Source organism: Paenibacillus solanacearum (assembly GCF_910593845.1).
Taxonomy (GTDB): domain Bacteria; phylum Bacillota; class Bacilli; order Paenibacillales; family NBRC-103111; genus Paenibacillus_G; species Paenibacillus_G solanacearum.
Window position 1 is genome coordinate 62,669 of record NZ_CAJVAS010000017.1, and the last position, 25,682, is coordinate 88,350.

The 25,682-nt window shown below is 54.5% G+C and carries 18 protein-coding genes and 1 riboswitch; of the genes, 7 read left to right on the forward strand and 11 right to left on the reverse strand.

Translation table 11 applies throughout. The annotated features are described in order from the left end of the window. Nucleotides 1–31 precede the first annotated feature (31 nt). From KXG62_RS18705 to KXG62_RS18720, 4 genes are all read right to left on the reverse strand, one after another. Complete coding sequence (locus KXG62_RS18705) at nt 32–520, reverse strand: 8-oxo-dGTP diphosphatase (protein WP_218093524.1); 489 nt, start codon at nt 518–520, stop codon at nt 32–34. Between the two features lie 44 nt (nt 521–564). Continuing rightward, the gene (locus KXG62_RS18710; protein ID WP_218093525.1) at nt 565–852 is read right to left on the reverse strand and encodes a M14 family metallopeptidase; all 288 of its coding nucleotides are present in this window, start codon (nt 850–852) and stop codon (nt 565–567) included. Between the two features lie 258 nt (nt 853–1,110). Then, a complete protein-coding gene (locus KXG62_RS18715; protein WP_218093526.1) occupies nt 1,111–2,289 on the reverse strand; it encodes a KamA family radical SAM protein in 1,179 nt (392 codons plus the stop codon). A gap of 321 nt (nt 2,290–2,610) precedes the next feature. Next, nucleotides 2,611–2,750: riboswitch (cyclic di-AMP (ydaO/yuaA leader) on the reverse strand. 164 nt (nt 2,751–2,914) lie between these two features. Next, a complete protein-coding gene (locus tag KXG62_RS18720) occupies nt 2,915–7,423 on the reverse strand; it encodes an S-layer homology domain-containing protein (protein ID WP_218093527.1) in 4,509 nt (1,502 codons plus the stop codon). A gap of 322 nt (nt 7,424–7,745) precedes the next feature. Between KXG62_RS18720 and KXG62_RS18725 the strand changes: the two genes are divergently transcribed. The 5 genes from KXG62_RS18725 to spoIIP all read left to right on the forward strand — a co-directional run bounded on the left by KXG62_RS18725 (nt 7,746) and on the right by spoIIP (nt 12,395). Continuing rightward, nucleotides 7,746–8,186 carry a hypothetical protein gene (locus KXG62_RS18725; RefSeq protein ID WP_218093528.1) on the forward strand — a complete coding sequence of 147 codons (441 nt, stop codon included), beginning with the start codon at nt 7,746–7,748 and terminating at the stop codon, nt 8,184–8,186. Then, nucleotides 8,123–9,043, forward strand: coding sequence for a sigma-70 family RNA polymerase sigma factor (locus KXG62_RS18730; protein ID WP_218093529.1), 921 nt, complete (start codon nt 8,123–8,125; stop codon nt 9,041–9,043). Before KXG62_RS18725 ends, KXG62_RS18730 begins: the two co-directional genes overlap by 64 nt. Nucleotides 9,044–9,528: 485 nt before the next feature. Next, entirely contained in the window at nt 9,529–10,182 is a 654-nt protein-coding gene (locus KXG62_RS18735) for a nitroreductase family protein (RefSeq protein ID WP_218093530.1), read from the forward strand. 135 nt (nt 10,183–10,317) lie between these two features. Continuing rightward, complete coding sequence (locus KXG62_RS18740; RefSeq protein ID WP_218093531.1) at nt 10,318–10,758, forward strand: RrF2 family transcriptional regulator; 441 nt, start codon at nt 10,318–10,320, stop codon at nt 10,756–10,758. 272 nt (nt 10,759–11,030) lie between these two features. After that, nucleotides 11,031–12,395 carry a stage II sporulation protein P gene (gene spoIIP / locus KXG62_RS18745; protein WP_218093532.1) on the forward strand — a complete coding sequence of 455 codons (1,365 nt, stop codon included), beginning with the start codon at nt 11,031–11,033 and terminating at the stop codon, nt 12,393–12,395. A 106-nt stretch (nt 12,396–12,501) separates the two neighbouring features. Here the strand turns inward: spoIIP and KXG62_RS18750 are convergent, their stop codons facing one another. Further along, entirely contained in the window at nt 12,502–14,019 is a 1,518-nt protein-coding gene (locus KXG62_RS18750; protein WP_218093533.1) for a sulfatase family protein, read from the reverse strand. Nucleotides 14,020–14,101: 82 nt separating this feature from the next. Then, entirely contained in the window at nt 14,102–15,889 is a 1,788-nt protein-coding gene (locus KXG62_RS18755) for a glycoside hydrolase family 2 protein (protein WP_246627519.1), read from the reverse strand. A 266-nt stretch (nt 15,890–16,155) separates the two neighbouring features. Between KXG62_RS18755 and KXG62_RS18760 the strand changes: the two genes are divergently transcribed. Beyond that, nucleotides 16,156–17,025, forward strand: coding sequence for an AraC family transcriptional regulator (locus tag KXG62_RS18760; protein ID WP_218093534.1), 870 nt, complete (start codon nt 16,156–16,158; stop codon nt 17,023–17,025). Nucleotides 17,026–17,605: 580 nt separating this feature from the next. Then, nucleotides 17,606–19,153, forward strand: coding sequence for a glycoside hydrolase family 43 protein (locus KXG62_RS18765; protein WP_218093535.1), 1,548 nt, complete (start codon nt 17,606–17,608; stop codon nt 19,151–19,153). Nucleotides 19,154–19,236: 83 nt separating this feature from the next. Here the strand turns inward: KXG62_RS18765 and KXG62_RS18770 are convergent, their stop codons facing one another. The 5 genes from KXG62_RS18770 to KXG62_RS18790 all read right to left on the reverse strand — a co-directional run bounded on the left by KXG62_RS18770 (nt 19,237) and on the right by KXG62_RS18790 (nt 25,613). Then, nucleotides 19,237–20,937 (reverse strand): CotH kinase family protein, encoded by a 1,701-nt coding sequence (locus KXG62_RS18770; RefSeq protein WP_218093536.1) that lies wholly within the window; start codon nt 20,935–20,937, stop codon nt 19,237–19,239. Between the two features lie 276 nt (nt 20,938–21,213). Then, entirely contained in the window at nt 21,214–22,170 is a 957-nt protein-coding gene (locus tag KXG62_RS18775) for a bile acid:sodium symporter family protein (protein WP_218093537.1), read from the reverse strand. A 104-nt stretch (nt 22,171–22,274) separates the two neighbouring features. Next, entirely contained in the window at nt 22,275–23,273 is a 999-nt protein-coding gene (pdxA, locus tag KXG62_RS18780; protein WP_218093538.1) for a 4-hydroxythreonine-4-phosphate dehydrogenase PdxA, read from the reverse strand. Then, nucleotides 23,260–24,561 (reverse strand): four-carbon acid sugar kinase family protein, encoded by a 1,302-nt coding sequence (locus KXG62_RS18785; RefSeq protein ID WP_246627520.1) that lies wholly within the window; start codon nt 24,559–24,561, stop codon nt 23,260–23,262. The genes pdxA and KXG62_RS18785 overlap by 14 nt, the downstream gene beginning before the upstream one ends. Nucleotides 24,562–24,662: 101 nt before the next feature. Beyond that, entirely contained in the window at nt 24,663–25,613 is a 951-nt protein-coding gene (locus tag KXG62_RS18790; RefSeq protein WP_218093539.1) for a 2-keto-3-deoxygluconate permease, read from the reverse strand. Nucleotides 25,614–25,682 lie beyond the last annotated feature (69 nt).

The window sequence follows — 25,682 nt, forward strand, 5'->3', positions numbered from 1 at the left end:
TAATAAGATGCCGTTCTTCGCTAGGTCTACGCTATATTTTCTTTACCGTTTCCTTCAATGTCACTTTTTCCACTTGATCGTATACTCCATAAATTTCGAACGTGCCTTCTTCGAAAAATAAAGGGAATCTGCGCTTGAACCATGGCTGCATCGGATAATTCATCGCTTCCCGTATAGGGAACCATCGCAGTTCGCCCTCAGGAGGGTTTTGCAATAATTCGCCTTCGAATGAATCAGCCACATAGTTGAAGACCATATACCTGAAGTTTTGGTTCGGATCCACGAACTCGTCCAGCCCTTTGTAGACAAGGTCTTTTACTCTCAGTCCCGTTTCCTCCCACACTTCGCGAGCAGCCCCTTCCGTCAAGCTCTCGGGAAAATCCACCTTGCCGCCTGGACCGATCCATCCGGGAAAACCGAGCTTGCTGGGTCGATTGACCAGCAGCACATGATCGTCCTGCTTCACCAGGCACATCGTATACAGTGCAATCTTGATATCCTTTGCGTCTTTCGCTGTCATCGAAACCATTCTCCTATAATTATGAAATCATAACACTGCTCGGGTTACCCCTTTTTCCTTGCTTCGCGATAGGATTGGATGAAACAAGCCGGATCCTCTTTCACCATATACGGAAAGACGCCCTGATTCGTATGCAAATACAGGAATCCTTCGGATGCCCCTACATGCCGATACGACATGTCGAACACGTCTTCAAGACGAAATGTCCTCGCGAAAGTCACAACCTGATCGGGATACAAATACATGACTCTCGCATGGACAACCGCGCTTTGCCCGCCGCTATGAAGCTCCCTCTCGATCTTATAATAGGGCTGACTGATGATCCAGCTCATTGCAGCCTCCTCTGGCCGCAGCTCTCAGCCTTTCGCCGCAACGATGCAAACGGCACCCGGGCTGCGCCTCCACGACCGGTTCCTATGAACAAGTTTCATTTCCATTTTACACCATGGGATATCAAAAGAAAAAAGGAAGATCCTCTGCATCCATTGATCATGAAAAAGCCAAGCGCGAGCTCCGGGCAGGGCTTCCACGCTTGGCTTTTATTTTAGGGCAGCTTAGCCGGCCTTCTGCATCGATATCGACATCATCCTCTAGATCGACAAGCCCGCCCTCGCACCTTGCGGCATATCCGGAAGTTCATTCACGGACACAATTTGATCCGTCCTTTTCTTCGGACGCTTCCAGTATTCCTCGCTGCCTGGCAAATCGTCAAACCAGGCCGCCTCATCGGGACAATCCAATATCATGAACTTGCCGTATTGATTATCGCGGGATTGATGGTATTTCAAATAGGCTTTGCCGTTCTCGATCGCCAAAATTTCGATTTTGCCGGACGTATGACTCATCGATAAGCGGATGCGCTTGCCAAGACCGGAAGTGCGGGCCTTCGCTTCCTCTACCAGCCGGTACGCCTCAGCAAGCGGAAGTACGAATTCCCGGTTGCCCGCGACAGGGCGATTGATAAAGAAATAGTACGGCGTAACGCCTGCCCAGGAAAGCCGGTCGAGCAATTCGGCCAACACGGCGGGATCGTCATTGATCCCTTTTAACACAGGCGTCTGGTTCACAACGATGGCTCCCGCCCGATGCAGCGCCTCCAGGCCGCGCTTGGCTTCTGGCGTCATTTCGCGGGGATGGTTAATGTGGGCCATTACATAAATGCGTTTGTCAGCGGATGAATAATTGCGGATGGTTTCGAGCAAAGCCTCGTCTTCATAAATTCGCATCGGATTAAATACGGGGATTTTCGAGCCCAGCCGAATGATCTTCACGTGCTCGATCGCACGCAGCCGTTCAATAATAGTACGCAGCTTGGCTGTCGCGAGAATCAGACTGTCCCCGCCGGTCAACAGCACATTGTTAATTTCCGGATGCTCCGCAATATACTGAAGTCCAGGATTGACGTCCGCCATCGCTTCCTTGACATCGTTGCGAAACAAGCGCTTGCGGAAGCAGTACCGGCAGTAGGCACCGCAAACTTCCGATACGATGAGGAGTGCCGTCGTCCGATACTTATGCTGGCACCCCGGCACGACATAATTCGTATCTTCGTCCGATGCGTCCCACCGCCCGTATTCGGACAATTCGCCCTCGTTCGGAATCACGAGCTTCTTGATCGGATCCGCCGGATCGTTCCAATCGATCAGATTCAAGTAATAATCGTTGACCCGAAACACGAACTTCTCCGTAATTTGCTTCAGCCTGCTTCTTTCATGCTCCGGTATTTCCTTGATTTTATCGATATCGGTAATATATTTCGGTTGCGGCATTCATGATCCTCCCTGACATGACAGATTTTCAATACGGCGCTTCTCCTCCACGTCTATCTAGCCTCCTCCTGTACGCATGCATCCCTCCTTATTCTTGCTCTATACTTTTTCTTGATGATGCGCGAAATGCAGGCCTGCCATCGCGAGCATGCAGCAAGTCGATAAGAATTGTGGATGCGGACGCCAAAAAGACCCGTTTTCCCCATAACGGCTCGCGGCAGCTGCAATAGCTGCGCGGCATTATCGGTAAAATGACGGGCCTTTTTGAACGCGAAAAGACCCGATCAACGGGTCATAGAATGCAAGTATACGCATATGTGAGGCTGACCCATCCACTGCTGACGAGGTTAGCTGACGGGCTCGGGAAAGATGGTTCCCTACATAAAACTGCTATGATTCGCCCCTAAGATTGGTTCCCCCGCTTTCCGATACGAATATCGGAAATTAAGCGTACATTCACTATAAACGAAGGATGGGTCGGAGTCAATAATAAATATGCTAATTAATGGAATTATGATTACCTGATGGAATTCTGGCATCAAGTAAGGCACAAATACGGTCCTTATGATGACAACAGGCCAGAGCTGTCGACAGCCCTGGCCTGTTTGTTACGATGGATATCGTTTCATTCGGATGTTTCCATCTCTGTAGCCGACGCGATATCGCTTGCGGCCCAATGTGTGGCAGGCACATCCTTCCACAGCTTCGATACGTGAGCGCTCGCAGGAGCGCGATTCAGCAGCCGATTGATCATCTTCGCCGCCTCGGCACGTGTCACCTGCGCGTTCGGATGGAATAAGCCGTCTTCGTAGCCGCTCACGATGCCAACCTGCGCAAGCGCCATGATACTTGACTCCGCCCAGTGGCCCTTGATGTCGGTCAGGCTTGCCGCACTCCCTTTAGCCGACAGCCCCTTCCAACGAGCCGCTATCGCCGCGAATTCCGCGCGAGTCAGCGGACGGTCAGGCTCGAACATCCCCTCGCCTGTCCCCGTCATCAACTGAAGCGAACGCAAGCCCTCGATGGCAGCGGAAGCCCAGTGGCTCGCCTCTACGTCCTTGTAGCTCGAACCCGATGTCCTGACCGGTGTTGCCGCATCATGCGCGCTTTGCACCAGCCGCCACAGCATCGCCGCAGCTTCCGCACGCGTCATCGACTGTTCCGGCCGGAAGGTTCCGTCAGGATAACCGTTCATATAAGGCTGCCGTTTGGCCGCCGCATTGCCTTGCCCCTCCGTTCCCGCTTTCTCCTCTGGAGATGCAGGCTGTTGCGGTGAAGACTGCTGCGGTGAAGGCTCGGTGACCGTCGATGTCTCCGTAGACACGGGGGCACTTCCCATTTTGTATACGGAAAATGTACTGAATTTATAAATCGTCACGGATAGCCCGATGATTTTGCCGGAAGCGTCGCGCGCGATTTCGCCTTGCTTGAACTCTTTCTCTCCATCATGATGCTCAATGTAGACATAGAGCGTGTTCAAGTACGCGGCCCACAGCGTTTCATCAGCCGGCATGTTCAGCTTGGATACCGGAAAAATCAGCTTGGTCTCATAACTTTGCGTATAGTTCGTCTCAATGGTCATCGGCGTGCCGATTTCTTCCACTTGCCGGTCGGCGGCTTGCTGAAGGACCAGCGGACTGCTCACCGCCTGCTGCTTGACTTGAGCGGCTTCACTGGCATCCCGGATCGGAATAAACCGGAAAAACAAGTTGGCGCCATTCAGTTTGAGCTGCTCCAACGTCTGTTTAGAAAGAACGACGCTCGCTTCCCCGGTCTCGACCGACAGGTCCGCCTGATTCGCCATATTGGACAAAGCTGCTAGCGGCATTCGGAACAGCACTTCCGACGCCGGTTCGTTCTGCATATCCTCGATCACGACGCGAATGACGGATTGATTGGTTTGCAAGGCTTCCGTTACAGCCAGCTGCGCTTTGTCCGCATCGACGGTGACCGAATCGATGTTGGCGCCGTCGGACATGCGCGTTCTTGTAATATCCGTTTGCGTGACGTTCGTTTGGCCTTCGCCGACTCGCACCGGAACGGTCCGCGTTTGAGAAACTTCCTCCCCGACCACTTGAGTGCCGTTCTTGCGAACGATCAGCTCCCATGTTTTGACCGCTCTTTCGTTGCCGCTGATAATGACTGCCGTCAACAAGACGATCGCATCCTTAGAAGCTGGCCGGTTTACTTGCCCCGCTGCACTGACGACAGCCGGATCACTGGAGACCCATGCCACTGGAAGTCCGCCGCCAGCTGTCTGCGGCAGTTGAACGTTCTGCGTCACACTGAAAGCTGAATCATTCGGAGCATAAGTAACGACAACCGGAATCAACAGCTCTGCCAGCGGCGCGCGGAGCACCGTCAGCTTGTAAACTGTACTCGATTGGCCGTCTTGGGCTGTAACGATCAGCTTCATCGTGTTCTCCCCGACTTGAAGCGGCATCGCATAGACGCCCTTGGCCGGATCGTAGGTCGCCCCCGTCACGGATACCGAAGACTGCTTGTCATAGACGGCAGCAGCCACCGTCACATTCGCGTGTAGGTAATCCACTGCAGCGCGATAGCTTGTCTGGCTCATATCGAATGCAGGCTGCAGCTGCACATCATTCACCTTCAGCTGCGAGAGGCGTGAATCGCCGCTCAATCCCCGATGGATCGTGACCGTATACGTACGGGTCGCCTGTCCGTTCGGCGCCGTTACAATGACCTCCAGCGTATTGCGGCCATACGACAGCGGAATCGGCAAGGAACCTTGACCGCTGGCTGTCATGACGCCATTGACCTTCAGCGTGGCGCCGATCTCGTACACGCTTGCAGTGACGGTCACTTGCTGCACTTCAGAAGACACGGTAACACTGTAGCTCGTAAGAGTGGAGACGAACGCCGGATTAAGCACCCCGTTCGAGACGGCAAGCGAAGCCAGATCCGCGTTCGCGCTGATGGCCGCATTCACCGTCACGCTAACCGTCACTGTCCGGTTTTGCGTATTCGTCATGCTTCCCGGCAAACGGACCAGTTGGCCGATGACGGGGAACGTCTGCGCCGTTTTCAACGACTCGTCGTACAACGAGCCTGCTACGTCCCAGTCTACATCTACGCTCGCTGTCGTTCCGCCTTCCAGCGTCACCTGCACTTGCGACGGCAAGCCGAGCGCCGATGCGTTCTTCGCCGTCCCGTTCGCCAAGCCGGTAATGGCCGTTGGTGTCGTCACCGACGTGATGTCTTTAGGCGCCTCGGCATTCACCGTTACACTAACGGTCACCGTCCGGTTTTGCGTATTCGTCATGCTTCCCGGCAAACGGACCAGTTGGCCGATGACGGGGAACGTCTGCGCCGTTTTCAATGACTCGTCGTACAACGAGCCCGCTACGTCCCAATCTACATCCACGCTCGCTGTCGTTCCGCCTTCCAGCGTCACCTGCACTTGCGACGGCAAGCTGAGCGCCGATGCGTTCTTCGCCGTCCCGTTCGCCAAACCGGTAATGGCCGTTGGTGTCGTCACCGACGTGATGTCTTTAGGCGCCTCGGCATTCACCGTCACGCTAACGGTCACCGTCCGGTTTTGCGTATTCGTTATGCTTCCCGGCAAACGGACCGGTTGGCCAATGACAGGGAACGTCTGCGCCGTTTTCAATGACTCGTCGTACAACGAGCCTGCTACGTCCCAGTCTACATCTACGCTCGCTGTCGTTCCGCCTTCCAGCGTCACCTGCACCTGCGACGGCAAGCCGAGCGCCGATGCGTTCTTCGCCGTCCCGTTTGCCAAGCCTGTAATGGCCGTTGGTGTCGTCACCGACGTGATGTCTTTGCTCGTCGGACCCGGCTTAATATCCGTATCCTGCACGGCGATATCGGCCCATGCCAGAATCCGGTTATCGGCATCCACCTTCACGACATACAAGTGCTGCTGGGGGCCGACAGCGATATCGGTATTCGCCGCAAGCACATTGGTATAGTCGGTCGCGATGTCTCCGAAATTAGGCTTCGTTCTGCTGCCTGCCGCCCCGACGGCATATTTCAGCGTCCCGCTTGGAACGGCCGTCGCCTTCGTGGTACCTGCGGCATTGCCCGCGCTCCATGTCAAACCTGTGAGGACCTCGGCTTTATAAGCGAGAATCGTGCCGTTATCCCCCACAGCTATATATTTCCCGGCGGCAAATATCACTTTGCGCAGCGTCGCCGAAACGGAAGGTTCTTTCCATTCGGTCAGCAGACTCCCGACGCCATCCAGAACATACAATTGATCATCGGAGTCATAACTGATTGTAAATTCGACATAAGTGCCGTTATCGCCTACAGCCATATATTTCCCGTTGGCGTACGCCATGCTGTACAGACCGATATTAGACTCTCTAAACCAAGAACTACCTGTATTGTGATTAAATAGCGAAACGATTCCCGTAGTGCTTCCGAATGAAATGCCGATCGCTACGCTTTGATTCGTATCTTCCAAATACCGCCCTTGATAAAAATCGCTAATATCATTCGTTAAACCAACCCAATCGGTTCCGTTGTCAGATATGTAGGTCGCGCCAATCATACCCATCGCCATAAAGCGAGTTCCATCAAAATCAACATCATAGAACGGAGTAGAAATTAGAACTGCGGAATGATCGGTCCACGTTACCAGACTCAGCGAACCGGCGCCGCTGAATGCCGACTCTGGCAGGGAATACAGCCGTCCGTCATCATTGCCTCCGTCCCCAACGGCCACAAATACGCCATGACCATAGCTCACCGATGTTAACGTAGGCGTATCCAAAGCGATCGTGCCCGTAACCCACTGCACGCCGTTGATCGAATAAGCCACTAGGCCGTTCATACCAACAGCAACGAATTTCCCGTTGCCATAGGTAACAGCGTTAAACTGTTCCATCACGCCGCTGTTCTGCTTCATCCAGCTTGAGCCGTTCGTTGAGGTGAGTATCGTCCCCCCAGCGCCGACAGCTACGAAGAGGGACTGATCCTCCGCGTAGACGAGACCTCGCAGGTCTTCGGTAACTTGCGGATTGCCGACATTGCTCCAATGAAGCTCGGCTGAACCGGCGTGCGCATGACCGCTCCATGCGATAGGGTAACATGCGATGAGGAAGGTGAACACAATGAACCGTCTAAACCATGATGCAAATCCCATACAGCACCTCTGTCGTTGTTTTTCTCTTTTCTTGACCATCATTCGCCGTTAAATGCTCCACTTCGAAGCTGAAAGCCATAAAGCGAGCATCTATGAGCACATGTAACCCTCACAACATCTCCCCTTCAGTTCCGCTTCCCTATCCGGTCGCAATATATAGGCTGCAATTATATAGTACTATAGACCTATCATTCCGTTCTACTATTATTTTTGAAAAAAATGGCGTTCCTCCCCTCCAAATTATGGTTACATTCGTCACAAAACCATCGGCTGGATCGTTCTATACCAAAACAAAATTACCTAAGGAGTGCGATAATTCAGAATGAATACCATGATCCTATTTCGTCACGCTGCGCGGCTGTTACTCGGAATAACCTTTTTCATCGGCGCTTGCAACGGGTTTCTGTATGGATCGGGTATGCAGCCGATCATGCCCGCGAATCCTGAGATCATCGCCGTTTTTCAAGGCTCGAATGCATGGCTGCTTATGCTTAAAACCGTGGAGCTGGCTTGCTCCTTGCTGCTCTTGAGCAGCCGCTTGGTACTGCCCGCACTGATCGCGCTCGCGCCCATCGTCCTTGGCATCGCGGTCGTGCATGCCACCCTCGATCCAGGCTTCCTGCCAGCGGCAGGATTGATCTTCGGGCTCGAAAGTTATTTACTTTATATATACGGAAAACGAGGAATCGAGGAGCGACAATGGAAACGGGAAGCGCGGAAGCACAGTGGGAAGCGTGGTATTCGCAATATCGGCCCTTTTTGATCGCCTTATGTTATCAGATGCTCGGCTCACTGCACGATGCGGAGGACATCGTACAAGAAACGTTTCTGTTGGCACGCGCATATGCGGGATGCACAATCGAGCATCCGAAAGCATTATTGGCCAAAATCGCAAAGAACCGCTGCCTGGACGTTATGAAATCCGGGCGGCGGCGTAAAGAGCGGTATGCAGGAACACCGCTTCCTGAGCCGTTGCCTACTGGCGAAGGGATTGCTGCGATGGATGAGCGAATGATAAGGAACGACATGCTGTCGATCGCCTCATTCATGTTAATGGAGCGTCTGAATCCGATCGATCGCGCCGTTTATGTACTGCGGGAAGCGTTCGAATGGGGATATGAAGACATTGCGCGCGTCGTCGATCGAACGGAAGCGGCATGCCGGAAAATGTACAGCCGCGTCAGGGGCAAAATCGCCCTGGATGCCGATTCGGCATCGGTATCTCAGCCGACCGGACCATTCACCGCTTGTTTGTACAACGCGCTGACCGAAGGAAATATGGAGCCGTTTGTTCGTTTATTATCGCAAGACGTCATCTTATACACGGATCGGGGACCGGGTGTGCAAACGGCGGCCAAACCGATCGTGTCGGCCGAATTCGTCGCCGTGTACCTCCGGGGACTGCTGAACATTACTTCGAGAACGCTAGGTCCTCTGCGGTTCGAGCTTATCCGCATTAACGGAGCCCCCGCCATATTGGCGGAAGCCAAAGGAGAACTGCAAGGCGTCGTCGCGCTGGATGCGAAAGGGCCGGAGGTTTCCCGCATCTATGTATTCAGAAATCCAAGCACATTGGGAGCCGTAGCAAAGGCGTACGGATTAAGACCGTTCCGCGCTTAAGGCACACCTCCATGAAATCTCGGCACGGCTGGGCTGCCTTTCTGCAGTAAACCTTAGAGTTCTGGTAAAAACCTCGGGCATCCGTCAGTAGACATGCAGTGAGCCGCTAATCTGCTATCGATCAGCGGCTTATGATTCTGGGAAGATGAGGGATCATCGGTTAATTCGAACTCGTTTGCTCGCCCTTCGTCGCGCAAGTTGACGGCAGACACGGCATAACAGTGGCCTCTTCCCGCTCGATCGCAGCCAACATTTCCATAAGCATAACCCCGCTCAGCTGGGTGCTTAGAGGTACCGTTTCCCGAGCGGGCTCGTTCCAAGCCGGGCCAAAAAGCGGCGCTTCATTTAACAGCAACTGTTATTGACTTGATTGCAGTTATCTTTTATACTGTGCTTAGAAATGCGCAGTTAACGCATCGATCGTCAAAACGCCGGTCCGTTGATACAAGAGCGCATCATACAATTCGGAAGGATGGATGAATGATATGTCTATTCAAGTTGGGCAAGCGGCTTTATTCACCGATGTGGTTCAGGAGCGTCATTCGGTAAGAAAATACGATCCGAGCTGGACGATTTCCCGGGAAGAAATGGCAGAGCTATTGCAGGAAGCAACCCTTGCGCCTTCGGGAGCGAATTTGCAGCCTTGGCGCTTCCTTGTGATCGATGAAGCGGAACTGAAGCAGAAGCTGCTGCCGATCGCCTTCAATCAGGAGCAAGTGGTTCAAGCTTCGGCCATTGTCGCCGTTCTTGGCGATCTGAAGGCCATCGACAAAGCCGAGCAAATATACAGCGCAGCGGTGGAAGCCGGGTATATGAACGAACAGGTCAAAGCGCAAGTATTGAACAATTTGCGCCGATTTTACGCGGATCCCGCTTCGGAGGCTGTCAAGCGTTCCGTGCTCATCGACGGCGGCCTCGTCTCGATGCAGCTGATGCTTTCGGCCAAGGCCAGAGGCTACGATACGGTGCCGATGGCGGGATACGATGAACAAGCGCTTAGAAACGCGTTGCAAATTTCCGATCGCTATGCTGTCGTCATGTTGATTGCCGTGGGCAAAGCGGCCCAACAAGCCCATAAGACGGTGCGTTTGCCCGTAGAGGAAGTGATTTTCCGGAATGCCATGCCGGAAGAAGCGTAAGCCAGGACGGCGAATCGACAACGGCAGTCCGCCTTGTTGTTGAACTCCCCGAAAACCATTATAATGAGCTTACGAATGAGACGATAGGGTACGTCAAGCAATCGTAAAGCGATTTATAATAAGGAGTGACCCGAGATGGGAATGACGAATCGGGGGATACCGGCAGGGCCCCGCCGTTTCGTAATTGCTGTACACGCATTGGTGTGGCTGGCCCGCAGCGAGAAGATGCTGCCCAGCTCGGCGATCGCATGCGAGGTCAATTCGCATGCGACTTTTTTGCGAAGAGTGCTGCAGGCGCTGACGCCGTCGGGGATGGTCGAGGCAAGAGAAGGCAGAGACGGCGGCTACGCCCTCGGTAAACCGGCTTGCGATATTACGCTGGCTGACGTCTACATCGCGCTCCGGGCCGAATGCGCGGAGACCGAAGAAAGCGGTATGTGCGGCGAGGCCGGCAAGCCGCTGGATACGCTGCTCGTTGCCATCCTGTTCGATGCAGAGCAGCAGTCGATCGAACATCTTCGCCGGTTTACGATCGCCGATATGGCTTCGCGACTCCCCGTCTGCGATCTTCGTTAAGAGATCTTTCATGAACAATCCGTGTGCTGCGCGGATTGTTTTTTTATTGCGGCACAGGCGGCAGCAGGCCGCCCCGAATCCGCCGCAGCCCTTGTAGCCCTCCTCCTCCCGCGCTTCCTGCTGCAGCCTTTCCAGAACACGATCCGGGAATAACCGAGCCATTTCCCGGTCCTCGATTATCCGATTTGGACGATATTGGAAGGATTTTCTCCAACGATGTCGAATTCCGTAATGAAGAAAACGGATATGATCGACATAAGGAGAGGAATTATTTGCTGCGTTTCAATCTAGGGGGAGCCGCCGTCGGCATGCTGCTGTTGTTCGGCGCAGCCGATAGCGCACATGCGTCCGAATCGGACAAAGCGCAGAAAGCCGGCACAGTGATCGCCGCCGGCGCCGCTGCCAAGACCGTTTCCGTCGAATACGTGAGAAGCACGGTAGAGCGGCTGAACGTTCGTACTGAGCCGAAGCTGTCCGCAGCTTCCATCCAATTGATCGGTAAGGACCCTGCGTTTCAAGTGCTGGACCGACAAGACGAGTGGGTAAAGATCAAGCTGGCGAGCGGCGAAGGCTGGGTTTTTAACGAGTATATCGAATATGTGAGAACCGGATCTGCAGACGTAAAGCCGCAACAAGCCGTGTCAAAGCCGAAGCCTCTGCCCGAACCGCCAACGCGTGCCAAAACCGAGGGTAAGGCAGTACCTGGCGCTTCTGCGAATACCAGCGCCGCACCGGATCCACCGCCGGAACGGCAACCTGCCCAGTCTGCCGTCGTCTCGATCGTCGATATTACGAATCTGCGAAGCGGGCCGGGAACCGATTACGATATTGTGGGAAAAGCGAAGCCCGGCGACACGTTTCCGATCGTGATGGCCGAAGGAGACTGGTACCGCGTCACGCGTCAGGACGGGAGCCTCGCGTATGTGGCCAGTTGGGTCGTGCAGAGCGACTTGGGCGCCAAGCCACCAGGCGCGACTGTACAAGCGAGCGCAGCTTCTCAAGCGGATAGCCGCGTGTTCATTTATCATACGCATAACCGGGAGTCTTGGAAGAACGTGGCCCGCCAGACGGCCGGCTCTTCCATCGACGACCCGGAGACGAATATTTCGCTGGTCGGCAAGCAGTTAGGCCATCTTCTGCAGCAAAAAGGCGTCCCGACCTTAGCCAGCAACGACGACATCGCCCAAAAATTGCAGGAGCAAAAGCGAAGCTATTCCGAGTCGTACGCGGAATCCCGTAAATCGGTCGATGTCGCCGTGAAAGCGAACCCTTCGCTCGCCTATTTTATCGACATTCATCGTGACAGCGATGTCCCGAGAAGCACGACGACGGCCGCGGTCGGCGGCAAGTCTTACGCGCGCATATTGTTCGTGGTCGGAACCAACCACCCGGATTATATGAAAAACAAGAAGCTTGCCGAAGCGCTAAGCGCGCGGCTGGACAAAAAATACCCCGGCTTATCGCGCGGGGTACTGCTCAAAGGCGCCAAAGAAGGCAACGGCGAATACAATCAGTCCGTCTCCCCCGGCAGCCTGCTGCTGGAGGTCGGCGGCGCGAACAATACGCTGCAGGAAAGCTTGCTTGCGGCGGATGCCTTCGCAGACGTATTCGCAGATTACTTGCAATCGACCCCGTGAACGGTCCGGTGAACGGGTAACGCAAGCCCCTCCCCCGCTCTTGCCGGATTCGGCCGCAACGAAGCACGGAACCGCTGCAAGTACGCGCCATCCGGCCGGCATTCGCTTACTCGCAGCGGTACGGAGCCGCATAATTGCGCGGGTCCTTCTTGTACGAGTAGCCTGCGGGGTAAGGGAGGGGGTCTTCGCTTCGCATCATCCACACCGCCAGCTCGCTAAGCAAGTCCAGCTCGGTCTCGAGCGTCTCGGATTGGCCGGCCCGGTTGTTTAATTCAAGCGGGTCGTCGGATATGCGGTACAGCTCCCGCTTCCCTCGCATACTCATGTTTAACTTCCAGTCCTCTTTGCGGACGGTCCGCATAAACCCGCTCTGCGTTACCGTATTCAATTCATCGAACCGGACGATACGTTCTCCGTCTTTTTCGCTTGAGCTTCCGAAATGGCTTATATCCAGCCCGTCCTCATCGGTAAACTCCAGTCCGCCGAATCCGTGCTCGCCGTATACGCTGGCAAATTCTTGAGCCGGGTACTCCTTGCCCGTAAGCAGCGGCCACAAGCTTCGGCCCTGAACGCCCGCCGGGATGTCGGCGCCGATCGCTTCGCATAGCGTGGGCAGCAGATCGACGATGGAGACATGCGCGGGGTGCGGTTGTTCCTGCGATACAATGCCCGGCCCGGCAAAGAACAGCGGTATCCGCAGCAAAATGTCCGGCAGCTCCGGCCCCTTCTTAATGAGCCCGTATTCCCCGACGAAATCCCCATGATCCGACAAATAGACCAGTATCGTATTGTCCAGCCGGCCTGAGGCTTCCAGCGTATGAACCAGACGCTGAACTTCGTCGTCGATCAAGCGCAGCATGCCGAAATAATTGGCGCGCACGCGCGGTATCTCCGCCTCGTAATCCGGATTGAAATAGTCGCCCTGCTGCCGGCACCACTGCCACTTGAAGCCTTTGCGTTCCCGATCTTCGGCCGTCGCCCGGACGGGCGGCAAAGTGTCCGGAGGAAACATGGAGAAGTACGGTTCAGGCGCCTGATAAGGATTATGCGGCTCCGGGAAGCTCAGCCATAGAAAGAACGGTTCCTCGTCCAGCGATTCCACCCATTCCAACGCTGACGTTACGCCGCGTGCCGGATTTTGGCAGTCGGCGGGAAACGGCGCCGGCTCCATGCAGCATTGAGAGCGCCGGCTCAGCCACTCCGTGAACGATTTCTCCTGCTCGCTGCGGAACGGCCCCTGGTCGCCGAAATGATTCAGCGCGACAAAGCGATCGACGGAAGGGCTGTTCGCTTTGAGATATGTATGATTTTTCCCGATAAGGGCCGTGGCGTACCCTTGTTCCTTCATCACGTCGAATACGTCGTGAGTATACGATACATGCCGTATGCCGCCATTCTCCCGAACGCGGTGCGCGCCCGGGTAACGCCCTGTCAGCATGCTGCATCGGGCCGCCACGCAGATCGGCGAAGCCGTGTAAGCCTTATCGAACCATACGCCCTTCCGGGCGAGGCTGTCCAGAAAAGGAGTCGTGTCCAGCGGAAATCCTTCCCTCGCCGAGACGTCCGCCCGCTGCTGATCAGTCATGATGACAATAATATTCGGTCTGTTCGTTTGTTTCGGCATGCCGTTGCAGCCTCCTTGTCCATGTAGTCGGATCATTGTGAATCCCGATCCCGATGTTGAATCCCGCATTCCATGCGATGCCTTAAAGAGGAACCCGCTTCCCTTCCACAATCTCCCGTACTCGCTCCACCGGTACTTTCGGCACGCGCTCATATGTCAATAGACCATTTATCTCTTGCTCGACATCGGTAAGCTGCGTGTAGCAGAAGCCTTGGACGACGGGCGACGTCAGCATCGGCCCGACGACAGCCTTCAGCTTCTCCAGAAATTCCTCCTCGTTCTCGGCGCCCGAATAGCCCCAGCCGGCGCGATCGCTCTTCTTGAAGGAGATGCCTCCGAACTCACTGACCATAATGGGCTGGCCCTCATATTTCATGCCGCCGACAAACGACGGTTTATTGTGTTTGCGGATGGCGTTCACCGCCTTGTCGACCGTACTGTAGCGTGTCTCCAGCACTTCCTGCGACGGCTCGTAATCGTGAAGCGTCAGCAGATCGGTGCGCATATGCTCCCAGCCGTCGTTCGACACGACCAGGCGGGTATCGTCGAGCGACTTGGTCAAATGATACAGGGCGAGGGAATGCTGCTGCTGAACCGCATCGTCCTTGACGTCAGGAACGCCCCAGCTCTCATTAAGCGGCACCCAGGCGACGATGCAGGGATGGTTATAGTCGCGGTCGATAGCTTCCTCCCACTCCTTCATAAACCGGCGCACATACTCCTTGGAGTACAAATAAGCGTTAGCCGCTTCCCCCCACACGAGAAGCCCCAGACGATCGCACCAGTACAAATAGCGCGGATCTTCGATCTTCTGATGCTTGCGCGCGCCGTTGAAGCCCATCGCCTTCGTCAGCTCTACATCCTTCCTGATCGCTTCGTCGGAAGGCGGCGTCAGGTTGCCGTCGGGATAATAGCCTTGATCGAGCACAAGCCGCATATAGCACACGCGGTTGTTCAGCCTCACGATGCCGTCCTCGATCGTAATTTTCCGCATGCCGAAATAGCTCGAAGTCTCGTCGGCCGGCTGACCGTCCACGAGCAGCTTGAATTGAATGTCGTACAAATGCGGTGTTTCAGGCGTCCATAGATGGCAGCGCCGGAAATGCTGAAAGCCTCGTTTGCGGTAATCCTGCAGCACAACCGTGCGCGTCTCCTCCGCCTCCTTGAGCGAATAAGTATCCTCGCAGATCATGCTCCCTTTGAACGAGACGCGTACTTGCAGGCGAAGCTCGGTCTCCCGGGTGTGGCCTTTAACGAAAGCGCGAATTTCCACAGCGCCCCGGTCCACATCCGGCGTCAACTGCACCTTCTCCAGATAGGTAGGATATACCGCCTCCATCCACACCGTTTGCCAAATGCCGGTAGTCCGCGTATAGAAGATGCCATGCGACTCAGGCTGCCAATATTGCTTGCCCCGGGGCAGCGATAAATTTTCGCTGAAGTCTTCCGCCCGGACGACCAGCACGTTATCGCCCGTCGGGCTCAGCGCATCGGTAATGTCCGCATAGAACGGCGTGTGGCCGCCTTCATGTACAGCCACCTGCTCGCCATTAACCCATACCGCCGCCATGTAATCCACCGCTCCGAAGTGCAGCAGCACGCGCTTGCCATGCCATGGCTCGGGGATACTCAGACGGCGGCGGTACCAGACGCAATCGTGGAACGCGGGATCGCCGATGCCGCTTAGACTGCTCTGGAACGCAAACGGCACTTGAATGGTTCGGCTGAACGCCGCATTTCCTTGCTGCCACTTCTCCTTCAGGCCGATTCGCCGATCGTCGAATTCAAATTCCCATTCCCCATTCAAATTGAACCATGCTTCGCGAACGAATTGCGGCCGGGGATATTCGCTTCTGTACATCTCTGTCATCTGCGTTTGCCTCTTTTCCATAAAAGTCATCGGAACCGTTTCATTCTCTTTCGCCGACCTCCGTCTCTTTTTTATTGTAGAGTCTTCCTCGCAACATTTGAATATATAAATTGGCAAATAATATGTAATATAAGGACATATCACGATACAAGCTTGATCGGCTTCACTCCTCTATCCAATGATTTGCGTTTCTTCCATCTTGAATGTTTCAACGCAATAAATTTATACTTTAGAGAATGCGGCACTTCAGAGAAAGGAAAAATCCTATGCAAATTACGGACCAAATCCTGTTCAAGCATAAGCAGTTGGGCCTCGGAACGACCGGCAAACGGTACGGCGATATATATGTCCTTCCGCGGGAAGAAGAACTTCCCGTTAATGTCGTTTCGCTCGGCATCGATTACTGCCAGCCAGCGTACCGCAACGAACGGCTCAACAGCCGCGTCTCGGTACTGGCCTTCGTGTTAAGCGGTCAAGGGATACTTCGGATCGGAAGCGAATCTTTTGTATGCAAGCCCGGGGACGTCTTCATTCTCAGGAAGGGTACGCAGCATAGCGTTGTCGTCGACGACTCGGCGGATGAATTTACATACTTATGGTATAACCTTGGCGGCAGCTGCCTTGCTCTGCTGGATTCGTTCCGAATCCCCTTCCCCCCCTATATCGCTCAAGCTAACATGGAAGGCTTGTTCCGCAAAGGCATTCGCGTCATCGAGCAGGAGAAGCAGCTGGAATCCATCCAGATTACGATGATGCTCGTGTGCACCGAAATTGTTATGACATTGAGCAAGCTGCTGATTCAACGAAACTCGAAGCTGTCCGCTCAAGCGTTAAAATTTATGAATTATCTCGACATGATCGGAAACGGAACGTTCCAAGCGCAAAAAATGTCCCGGCACTTCAATATGTCCATCCGGCATATGAACCGCATCTTCAAAGCGGAGACCGGATCGACCCCTTATCAATATGTGTTACGGCGAAAAGTGGAAACGGCAAAAGTGCTGCTAAAGGATACAAGCATCTCGATACGGGACATTGCCGAGCAGCTTGGTTTCACCGACCAGTATCATCTATCCAACTTTTTCAAGCAACGGACCGGGCTCTCCCCTATGGAATTCCGGAAAAAAGAACATTGACCGCCCGCTCCGACTGTACAGCGCTTACTTCATACGGTCGCTTATGTAAGAAGACTGCTTCGCCACAATGGCTCCGCAGTCTTCGTTTGTATGGTTAGATACCGATTACCAGTGGTGGCACCGAACTACAAGCTTATCTCCCGGGTATAGAACGATGGTTTTCGTACGGCCGGGCTGGTTGCGCTGATTACGGCAGCGAATATCCAGTCTGTCATTAGGCTTTAACGTAATGCTGCGGCGACGCGATTGTGACACGTTGACGTTCTTCTTCATTCACTTCCTCACACTCCTTTGTGGAATACTTAATTGTATGAATCCGCCAGTGGGATGAACTGTTCCGTTGCCACGGGTATAATGCACATTTCCAGTGATGAAGGTCATCGCTGTTCATGAGGCGCCTTATGACGATACGCTGCCCGTAGATGCACAATGCGGCCAGGAATATGCAAGATACGGACGAGTTGCGATTTTCGTCTTGAGGACTCTTATCGAACGAATCTATAATGTATCTGCATCCCGGTAGTTCGCAGGCATCAAGATATGTAATTTTCGGACTCTACTGCACAGAGGAGCGCGGTTCATGATGAATAGGAAAACTGCTATCATCGGTTTTGCAATCGTTGTCGTGGCGGCAGCCGCAGCGTTAGCTGCGCAGCTGAGTCCGGGAACCGATCAGGGCCGGCATTTGTCTGCTTATTCCCAGCCCTCGGAAGCACAAGCCCGGCAGCCGGAGCTGCCTGTCCGTTCCGCTGGAGACGAGCTGCTGTTCAACAATCCGCTGCAAGAGAATGCGGCGGACCCCGGCGTGTTCCGGGCAAGCGATGGCCTATATTACGCCTATGTGACGGGCATGGGCTTTAAGACGTACGCTTCCCCCGATCTCGTTCACTGGAAGTCCGAGGGGCCGTCGCTGCCGGTCGCCGAAGTTTCTTCTTGGGCCAAACAAGATTTTTGGGCGCCTTATGCCTTGGAGTATAAAGGGAAATACTACCTGTTCTTCTCCGCCTCCGCCGGGAAAGGAACGCCGAAGCGGTTATCTGTCGCCGTCAGCGACAGCCCCAAGGGACCGTTCAAGCATCCGGAGAAGACGCCGGTATTCCGCTTTGGGCCGGATATCGATCCCGCCGGCGTGATCGACCCGTATGTCTTTATGGATGACGACGGCAAAATATACTTGTATTTCACCAAAGCGCTGCACAACGTAGGCGACCATAAAGAGAGTCATATTTATGCCGTTGAACTAAACGAAGATTTGCATTCGTACAAGGGGAAGCCCGTACGGTTAACGCAGCCGGAGCAGGACTGGGAAAATAAAGGGAAGACGCTTATCAACGAAGGCAGCTGGATGCTGAAACACAACGGCATCTACTACCTGATGTATTCGGCAAACTGCGCCTGCAATAAACAATATTCCGTCGGCTTCGCCACTTCGAAGAGCCCGACCGGCCCTTTCGTGAAATGGGAACATAATCCGATTCTGCAAGCCGATTATGACGGAGTATCGGGTACGGGCCATCACAGCGTAGTCCCTTCTCCCGATGGCTCGGAGCTCTGGATGGTCTACCACAGCCGGATGAATCAGCAGGATAACGAAAAAGCCGGCCAAGGCAATCCGCGCCAGCTGAACATTGACAAGATGGGCTTCCGTGAGGACGGCTCGATCTACGTGAACGGCCCGACGCTCACCAAGCAAGCCGCTCCGTCAGGCTCTACGGCGTGGCGCAATATTGCCGCAGACGCCAAACTGACGGTCAGCTCCGTCTCCGGCAAGGAAGGGTCAGAGAAACTGCTCACCGATGGCGAGATCGGCCTCTACGCCGCATTCGCGCAAAACGAATGGGCTCCATCGAACGAGGAACGCTCATGGGTCAAGCTGGAATGGAAGGAAGCGCATGAAGTATCGACCGTGCTCTTGCATGACAGCGGCGATCCGAAGAGAGCGATCCATTCCGGAAAACTGCTGCTCGATGACGGCACATCGATTCCGATCGTCTTTCCGAAGGAGCCGGGAGCCGCCGCAATAGCGGCAATCGGCGGCACGAAGATCACATCATTGACCTTCGTGCTGGACAAGGAACGACCTGACGGCACGTATGGATTATCCGAAATGACCGTGCTCGGCAAATGAACGCGTAACGACGCATTCGAATATACAAAAACACACTGTCGCAGCCACAGCCGCAAACAATGTGTTTTTTTGCTTTTTAACCGTTATTGCTTGTCGGATGGTTGTTCGTTCGGCCCGGTTCTTCGCTGCGGACCGCCCGCGGGATCCATGCTTCCCGGGAACCCGCCCGGACCGCCGAAACCCTCACCGCCCGGACCCCCTTTGCCAAATCCCCCCATCTTCGTAAGATCAATCGAAGAGGCGTCTACCCGCTTGCTTGTATCTGCTTTTTGCCCTTCGGTCGTCGAAGGGATCTCGCCCTTCAGCTGTTTATCGATGCTTTCCGCGCGAAGCGTCCCGATCTTCGTTAATTCGGCAACCGACGCCTCATACTCCTCGAAGGTGCAGAACGCGCTGGGGTCATTTTTCACATCATCCGAGATGAGATGGTTCAGGTTCGCCACCGTCTGTTCGAACTGCCCGTCAGCAAAATAACCGTCTACAATTTCTTGCAAATATTGATGATACTTTTGTTTATACTCGGGAACTTCTAACAATTTCCCAAGAAGCGGACGCTGCTCAAGGCTTACGCCGGATAGCGGCGTGTCGATCGCAAGGTTGACGATATCCGACGCTGTGCCAGACTGGAACCCGCCAAACGATAAGTTATAATCCCAAGGCAGTATACTGATCTGACCGTTATTCTCGTACAAGTAATAATTATGCCCCATGCTGGACGTGTAGCTGTCCATATTCACCACAACCGTGTGCGCGGCGAAGTATCGAAGAACCGCATCGACATCGACATAGGTTTCCAGATCGGTGCCCTCATTCAAATGCTGCAAAGCCGTAATGACTCGCTGCTCATCTTCTTCCTTGGTCTTGGTTTCGGCGTTATCGAAGATGGCCGAATAGCTGCTGACGGCATTATCGGTATACTCCAGGGAAACGCCGTTCTGGGCGCCATTCATGCCTCTGCCTCCGCCGCGATTTCCGTCCGGCGGCTGCATTCCCGTCGGTGCCGCGTTGCCGGCCGGTCTTTGCGGAGGAGCAGCGCCCTCGCCTTGCGCAGCCGGCGGATTCGCAGTCATCTCCTTGTCCTTCATCGGGTCGCCTTTCATTGCGCCCATCTCGTTCATGCCCTTGTCATCATTGTTTGGCTTATACAGCTCACCCTCGCCGTCCTTGGTTCTGTCGAGGTAACCGCTATCGATCACTTCGACTGCCAAGTAGAACCCCCACGCCTTCCCGTTAACGTCGATATTGGCAAAAGAAACCAGCGGCGCGTCCACCCCAATATAGCTCATGAGGTCGTAGCTGATATATTCCTTCAAATAACTGTTATCGGAATACATATTATTCAAGGCGAGTTTATCAAGCCCCATCCACGTTTGACCGTCTACATATTCGTCGAATTTGATTTTAAAACTATACCGGTCCGTTGTTTCGTCATTGACGATCTGCCTTAAGCTGGAATTTCCTTTGGGCCGAATCCCTACGTTTTTGATCGTCGTCCCGTTAATCGTCACATCCGCAGGGATGTACTCCTCCTCGCTGGCATGATCCAGCATGTCCTGCCATTTGGCTTCATCCGCGTTAATCGAAAAGCTCATGATTTGGGTTTTGTTCATTTCATCGGCATAACCGAGCGTCTTCTCTTTCGTATCCGCTGCTGCCGATACCGTCGATGCAGACGATGCGGACGCTGATGCGTTTGTCGGTGCCTTCTCTTGGCCGCATGCCGTCAGCATCGCTGCACAAAGCAGAACACATCCGCCCTGTTTGATCCATGGTTGTATTTTCATCCATCATCTCTCCTCGCAAGCTCTATTTTATGAACAAGTCATGGTTCAGGGACAGCGTTCAAGACCTGTCATCCTCGGCTCTGGTTCACAAAATGCTGTATTGGATGTCCTGGTTCTATCGTAGTACGCAAACCTTTAATGAAACTTAAACATCGTTAGCCATCGTAATGAAACGACGACGGCGATGCAGTCAATGCAAAAAGACTGCCTGCCGGCAGTCTCGTTGCGATGGTATATATGGCGATTCCGAAAGAGTGGAACAAGTGTCCAGTACAATCAATCGGGGGAGCTTGTCTTCGACTCCTCTTTCTCCGCGCGACGCGCAAACCAAGTGGCCAACAGGGAACCGGAGATGTTGTGCCATACGCTGAAGATCGCGCTCGGAACCGCAGCGACCGGATTGAAATGAGCCGATGCAAGCGCAGCGCCAAGACCTGAATTTTGCATCCCCGTTTCAAACAAAACCGCCTTGCGTTTGCTGTAGCTCATGCCGAACAGCTTGGAGAACCAGTACCCGAGCAAATACCCGAGGCCGTTATGCAAGATGACGACGGCAAAAATAAGCAAGCCGCTCTCAATAATTTTGGCTTTGCTGCCGGCAACGACAATCGCTACAATAATGACAATCGCGAGGGTAGATACTAGCGGAAGCGCCTGCACGCTTGCTTCAGCTTGTTTCTTAAACAGGCCCCGGACGATCACGCCGAGAATAATGGGAAAAATCACGACCATTACAATGTCCTTAATGAGCGCGCCGCCATCGATCGGCATCCAACGTCCGGCAAGCAGGCTGATTAAGGCCGGCGTAGCCAGCGGCGCGATCAGCGTGGAAACGGATGCGATGGATACCCCAAGCGCCACGTCGCCTTTGGCAAGCAGCGCCATCACATTGGAGGCCGTCCCGCTCGGACAGCAGCCGACCAGAATGACGCCAACGGCGATATCCGGCGGGAGCTTGAGCACTAGCGCCAGAACATAGGCGAGCAGCGGCATTATGATATAATGGCCGACTACACCGATGAACACTTCAAGCGGACGGCGGAACACTTCGCGGAAGTCGGCAGAGGACAGCGTAAGCCCCATGCCGAACATGACAATGCCCAGAAAAAAGGAAATATAGTTTTTTAACGGCTTGAAGACCTCAGGCCAAAAAAATCCAAGACAAGCAAAAGCGATGACCCATACAGAAAATGTTCCCCCAACAAACCGGCTTACTTTGGCAACAGGCCTCATCGATCCAAACCTCGCTTCTTCTATAATCGTGCCAGACAATCGCGAATTTTATACACAAAGAAGCGAAGATGAGCCTGTCCGGTCATCTCCGCTGATCTATTCCATTAGCGCTTCGGCGCCAACTCGATCGCTTGGCGAATCGCTTCCTTCATGCTTTGCTCGTCTGCGATGCCTTTACCGGCAATGTCAAACGCCGTTCCGTGATCCACGCTCGTCCGGATAATCGGGAGGCCGACTGTAATGTTAACGCCCGCTTCGAGTCCCAGTACTTTCACCGGTCCGTGGCCCTGGTCGTGGTACATTGCCACAACGATATCGAAATCCCCCCGTGTCGTGCGGAAAAACAAAGTGTCCGCCGGCAGCGGGCCGACCACTTGAACGCCTTCCTTCTGCGCGCGCTCGACCGCCGGGATGACCTTTTCCTCTTCTTCCCCGTAGCCGAACAAGCCGTTCTCCCCTGCATGGGGGTTAATGCCGCATACGGCGATCCGCGGCTGATCGTAGCCCGCCTTTTGCAGCGTCTCATGTGCAAGCCGAATCACCTTGTACACCCGTTCCGGATTGATCATCTTCACGGCATCGATGATGCCGACATGCGTCGTCACATGAATGACTTTCAGCTTCGGCGCGGACAGCATCATGGAGAAATCCTTCGTGCCCGTCAGCTCGGCCAAAATTTCCGTATGTCCTGGATACATGTGCCCGCCTTTATGAAGTGCTTCTTTGTTTAACGGTGCCGTACAGATCGCATCAATTTCTCCGGCGTTCGCAAGCTCGATCGCTTTTTTCAAATACATGAACGCGGCATGCCCAGCCTCCGCCGAAACTTTTCCGAAAGGCAGATCCGCAGGCAGCAGATTCAGATCCAGGCAGTCTACAACTCCATGAACATACTGCGCTTCATTCGGTGAAGAGATGCTTCGAACCGTAAGCTTGCTCTGCAGGACGCTGCCGGCTCTCTCCAATATTTTGGCGTCGCCGATCACAAACGGACGGCAGTTGTCATATACGGCTTGATCGTCCATGGCCTTCATTATAATTTCCGGGCCGACTCCTGCGCCGTCCCCCATTGTCATGCCTATGATCGGTCTACTCATCGTCATTTTCCCCTTTCAAGCTTTGCATTGCATGCCACAGTGACGATTGGCCGCCGAAAGCGCCCGCTTTCGTCACTACCATCAAATTACCCGCGCCCAGCAGCTTCCCCAGCGGAATACCGGGCTCCAGCTCGCGGATCAGCTCGACCCCGTGAACGCCCATATGCCGGCATACAGCCTTGGCCGTGTCGCCGCCGGTCAGGACTAGCCCCTGCAAGGGATGCTTCGCCGCGATGCTCGCCGCGACAGCGCCCAGCGCGTCCGCAATACGGTTCGACACGCCGGAGGAATCGAGCCCTATGCTAGCGCCCAGCTCTTTGGCGGAAGCGACCTGCTCCGGCGATGAGCCCGCGTGGAACGATACGCCCGCTCCGCGCTCCAGTGCCGCTGAAATCGCGGAGAGGCAGCGTTCCTTCTCAAGTCTTTGCCGCTCCGGAGAAGTGAGCAGCGCGATCGGATCCAATTCAATATCGACCACATCGCTCTGCGCGTTGACGTAACCGACTTGCTCCCGCGTTACCTTGGAAATGCTGCCGGCTACAAGCATGACGGGACGGTCGTCCCGATCCGTCTTCGCCGGCGGCGCGGCCGCTTGCCGTTCTACCGGCAAATGCTCGGCCAATCCGGCGGAGCCGGCCCACAGCACACGGTTAGAGAGCAAAGGCACCAACTCGGCAATTCGTCTCATATCGTCGTCCGTCTCCGCATCGAACACCAGTAATTGCAGATCTTGAGCGATTGATGCTTCTACTTCCCGGATCAAATTCGCAGCCCCGCTTCGAACGGCCGCAAGGCTCAAGTGCCCGGCTTGCAGCCGCGATTGGGAAGCGAGCAGCTTGCATACATCCGACTCCGGGACAGGCGTCTTCGGGTCTCTTGCGATTTCCGTCTCGTGGATCGGAACGCCATTCAAATAATGAATGCCTTTAACCGTCGTTCGCCCGATTCGGGGAAATGCCGGAACGACCATCGCCGTCTTAAAATTGTACGCATCCATCACCGCGTCGATTTCTTGGCCCACATTTCCGCGGAGGGTGGAGTCCATCTTTTTATATATAAAATCAAAGCCGGTATCTTTTAAAGCCTCGGTCGCGCTGCGTACGCGCCGGTACGCCTCTTCCCCAGGCACGGCTCTGCTGTCCGTATCGATTACGATCGATTGTAAAGCGCCGGCATCGGACGAAAGCCCTTGCCAGTCAAAAATCACTTGCGTATGAAGTCCTTTTCCGGCGAGCTGAACGCCGGAATCGGACGCCCCTGTCAAATCATCCGCAATAATGGCTAACCTCTTCAAAGCGATTTCCTCCCCAGGAATGAATAAAAAAAACGGGCCGCCGCACAAAAGCGGCATGTCCCGGCAGCGATCTGCCGGGACATGCTGTGCTTCCCTGCGGATCAGCGGACCGCGCCGACCCGCTTGGCCCACCATGCGGTAACGATCGGCACCAGAATGGCCGTCACAATAACGCAGGAGGCGACAAGCGCCGTCGCTGTCGGCACGACAGGCGCATAAGCGGCGTTAGCGGCCGCAACCGCTGCGGGAACCCCGGCAGCATTGCCCGCAGTGGAGGCAGCCGACAGTCCGGCAACTCCATTGCCGCCCGTCAGCTTGTCCATAAACAGCAGCGCGATGCCTGTAATCACAACGACGGAAATGCCGAGCAGCACGCCGAGCAGGCCCGCCTTCCATACATTTTGCAAATTCAGCCCTGCGCCAAGAGCAAACGCGAAGAACGGAACGAGCACTGGAACCGCTTTACTCAAAAACTCGCGCATCTCTTTATCCAAGTTACCGAGAATCATGCCCACCACCAGCGGCAAAATCGCACCGACCAATGTCTGCCACGGAAAAGCGGCCAGACCGGCCACACCAAGCGAGATCATCGTCAGGAACGGACCCGACTCCAAGCTCATAATCGAATACGCGCCGACATCTTCTTTTTTGCCGAACTGTCCCATCAGCGCCATGTACAAGCCGCCGTTCGTATCGTTCATGGCCGCTACAATCGCCACAACGGACAACCCGGCGAACAGACCGCTCTCGATCATCCCTTCACCAATAAATTGCGCGGCAATCAAACCGACAATCATCGCGATCGCTACTTTCGTAATCAGAAGCGTGCCGCCTTTTTTCAAAATGTAAGGCGTCGCTTTAAAGTCGATCGTCGAACCCATGCACACGTAAAAGACGGCCAGGATCGGCAGCGAACCCGTAAGGAGCGCTCCGGTAAACGACCCGAAGGTTTTGGAGGCGGCCGGGAATAACGTATTGACGATGGCGCCGATCAATAGCGGCACAATCATCATTCCGCCCGGAATCCTCTCGATGGACGATTTAATTTTCATAACAGTATGCCTCCCCAATATATATCGTTCATTTATGCAACAATAAACAATGAAAGCGTTGCAATACGT

Bases quoted from the DNA above. Each gene is read 5' to 3' on its own strand.
- KXG62_RS18705 (WP_218093524.1), bottom strand. From the start codon at position 520: ATGACAGCGAAAGACGCAAAGGATATCAAGATTGCACTGTATACGATG.
- KXG62_RS18710 (WP_218093525.1), bottom strand. From the start codon at position 852: ATGAGCTGGATCATCAGTCAGCCCTATTATAAGATCGAGAGGGAGCTT.
- KXG62_RS18715 (WP_218093526.1), bottom strand. From the start codon at position 2,289: ATGCCGCAACCGAAATATATTACCGATATCGATAAAATCAAGGAAATA.
- KXG62_RS18720 (WP_218093527.1), bottom strand. From the start codon at position 7,423: ATGGGATTTGCATCATGGTTTAGACGGTTCATTGTGTTCACCTTCCTC.
- KXG62_RS18725 (WP_218093528.1), top strand. From the start codon at position 7,746: ATGAATACCATGATCCTATTTCGTCACGCTGCGCGGCTGTTACTCGGA.
- KXG62_RS18730 (WP_218093529.1), top strand. From the start codon at position 8,123: ATGGAAACGGGAAGCGCGGAAGCACAGTGGGAAGCGTGGTATTCGCAA.
- KXG62_RS18735 (WP_218093530.1), top strand. From the start codon at position 9,529: ATGTCTATTCAAGTTGGGCAAGCGGCTTTATTCACCGATGTGGTTCAG.
- KXG62_RS18740 (WP_218093531.1), top strand. From the start codon at position 10,318: ATGGGAATGACGAATCGGGGGATACCGGCAGGGCCCCGCCGTTTCGTA.
- KXG62_RS18750 (WP_218093533.1), bottom strand. From the start codon at position 14,019: ATGCCGAAACAAACGAACAGACCGAATATTATTGTCATCATGACTGAT.
- KXG62_RS18755 (WP_246627519.1), bottom strand. From the start codon at position 15,889: ATGACAGAGATGTACAGAAGCGAATATCCCCGGCCGCAATTCGTTCGC.
- KXG62_RS18760 (WP_218093534.1), top strand. From the start codon at position 16,156: ATGCAAATTACGGACCAAATCCTGTTCAAGCATAAGCAGTTGGGCCTC.
- KXG62_RS18765 (WP_218093535.1), top strand. From the start codon at position 17,606: ATGATGAATAGGAAAACTGCTATCATCGGTTTTGCAATCGTTGTCGTG.
- KXG62_RS18770 (WP_218093536.1), bottom strand. From the start codon at position 20,937: ATGAAAATACAACCATGGATCAAACAGGGCGGATGTGTTCTGCTTTGT.
- KXG62_RS18775 (WP_218093537.1), bottom strand. From the start codon at position 22,170: ATGAGGCCTGTTGCCAAAGTAAGCCGGTTTGTTGGGGGAACATTTTCT.
- pdxA (WP_218093538.1), bottom strand. From the start codon at position 23,273: ATGACGATGAGTAGACCGATCATAGGCATGACAATGGGGGACGGCGCA.
- KXG62_RS18790 (WP_218093539.1), bottom strand. From the start codon at position 25,613: ATGAAAATTAAATCGTCCATCGAGAGGATTCCGGGCGGAATGATGATT.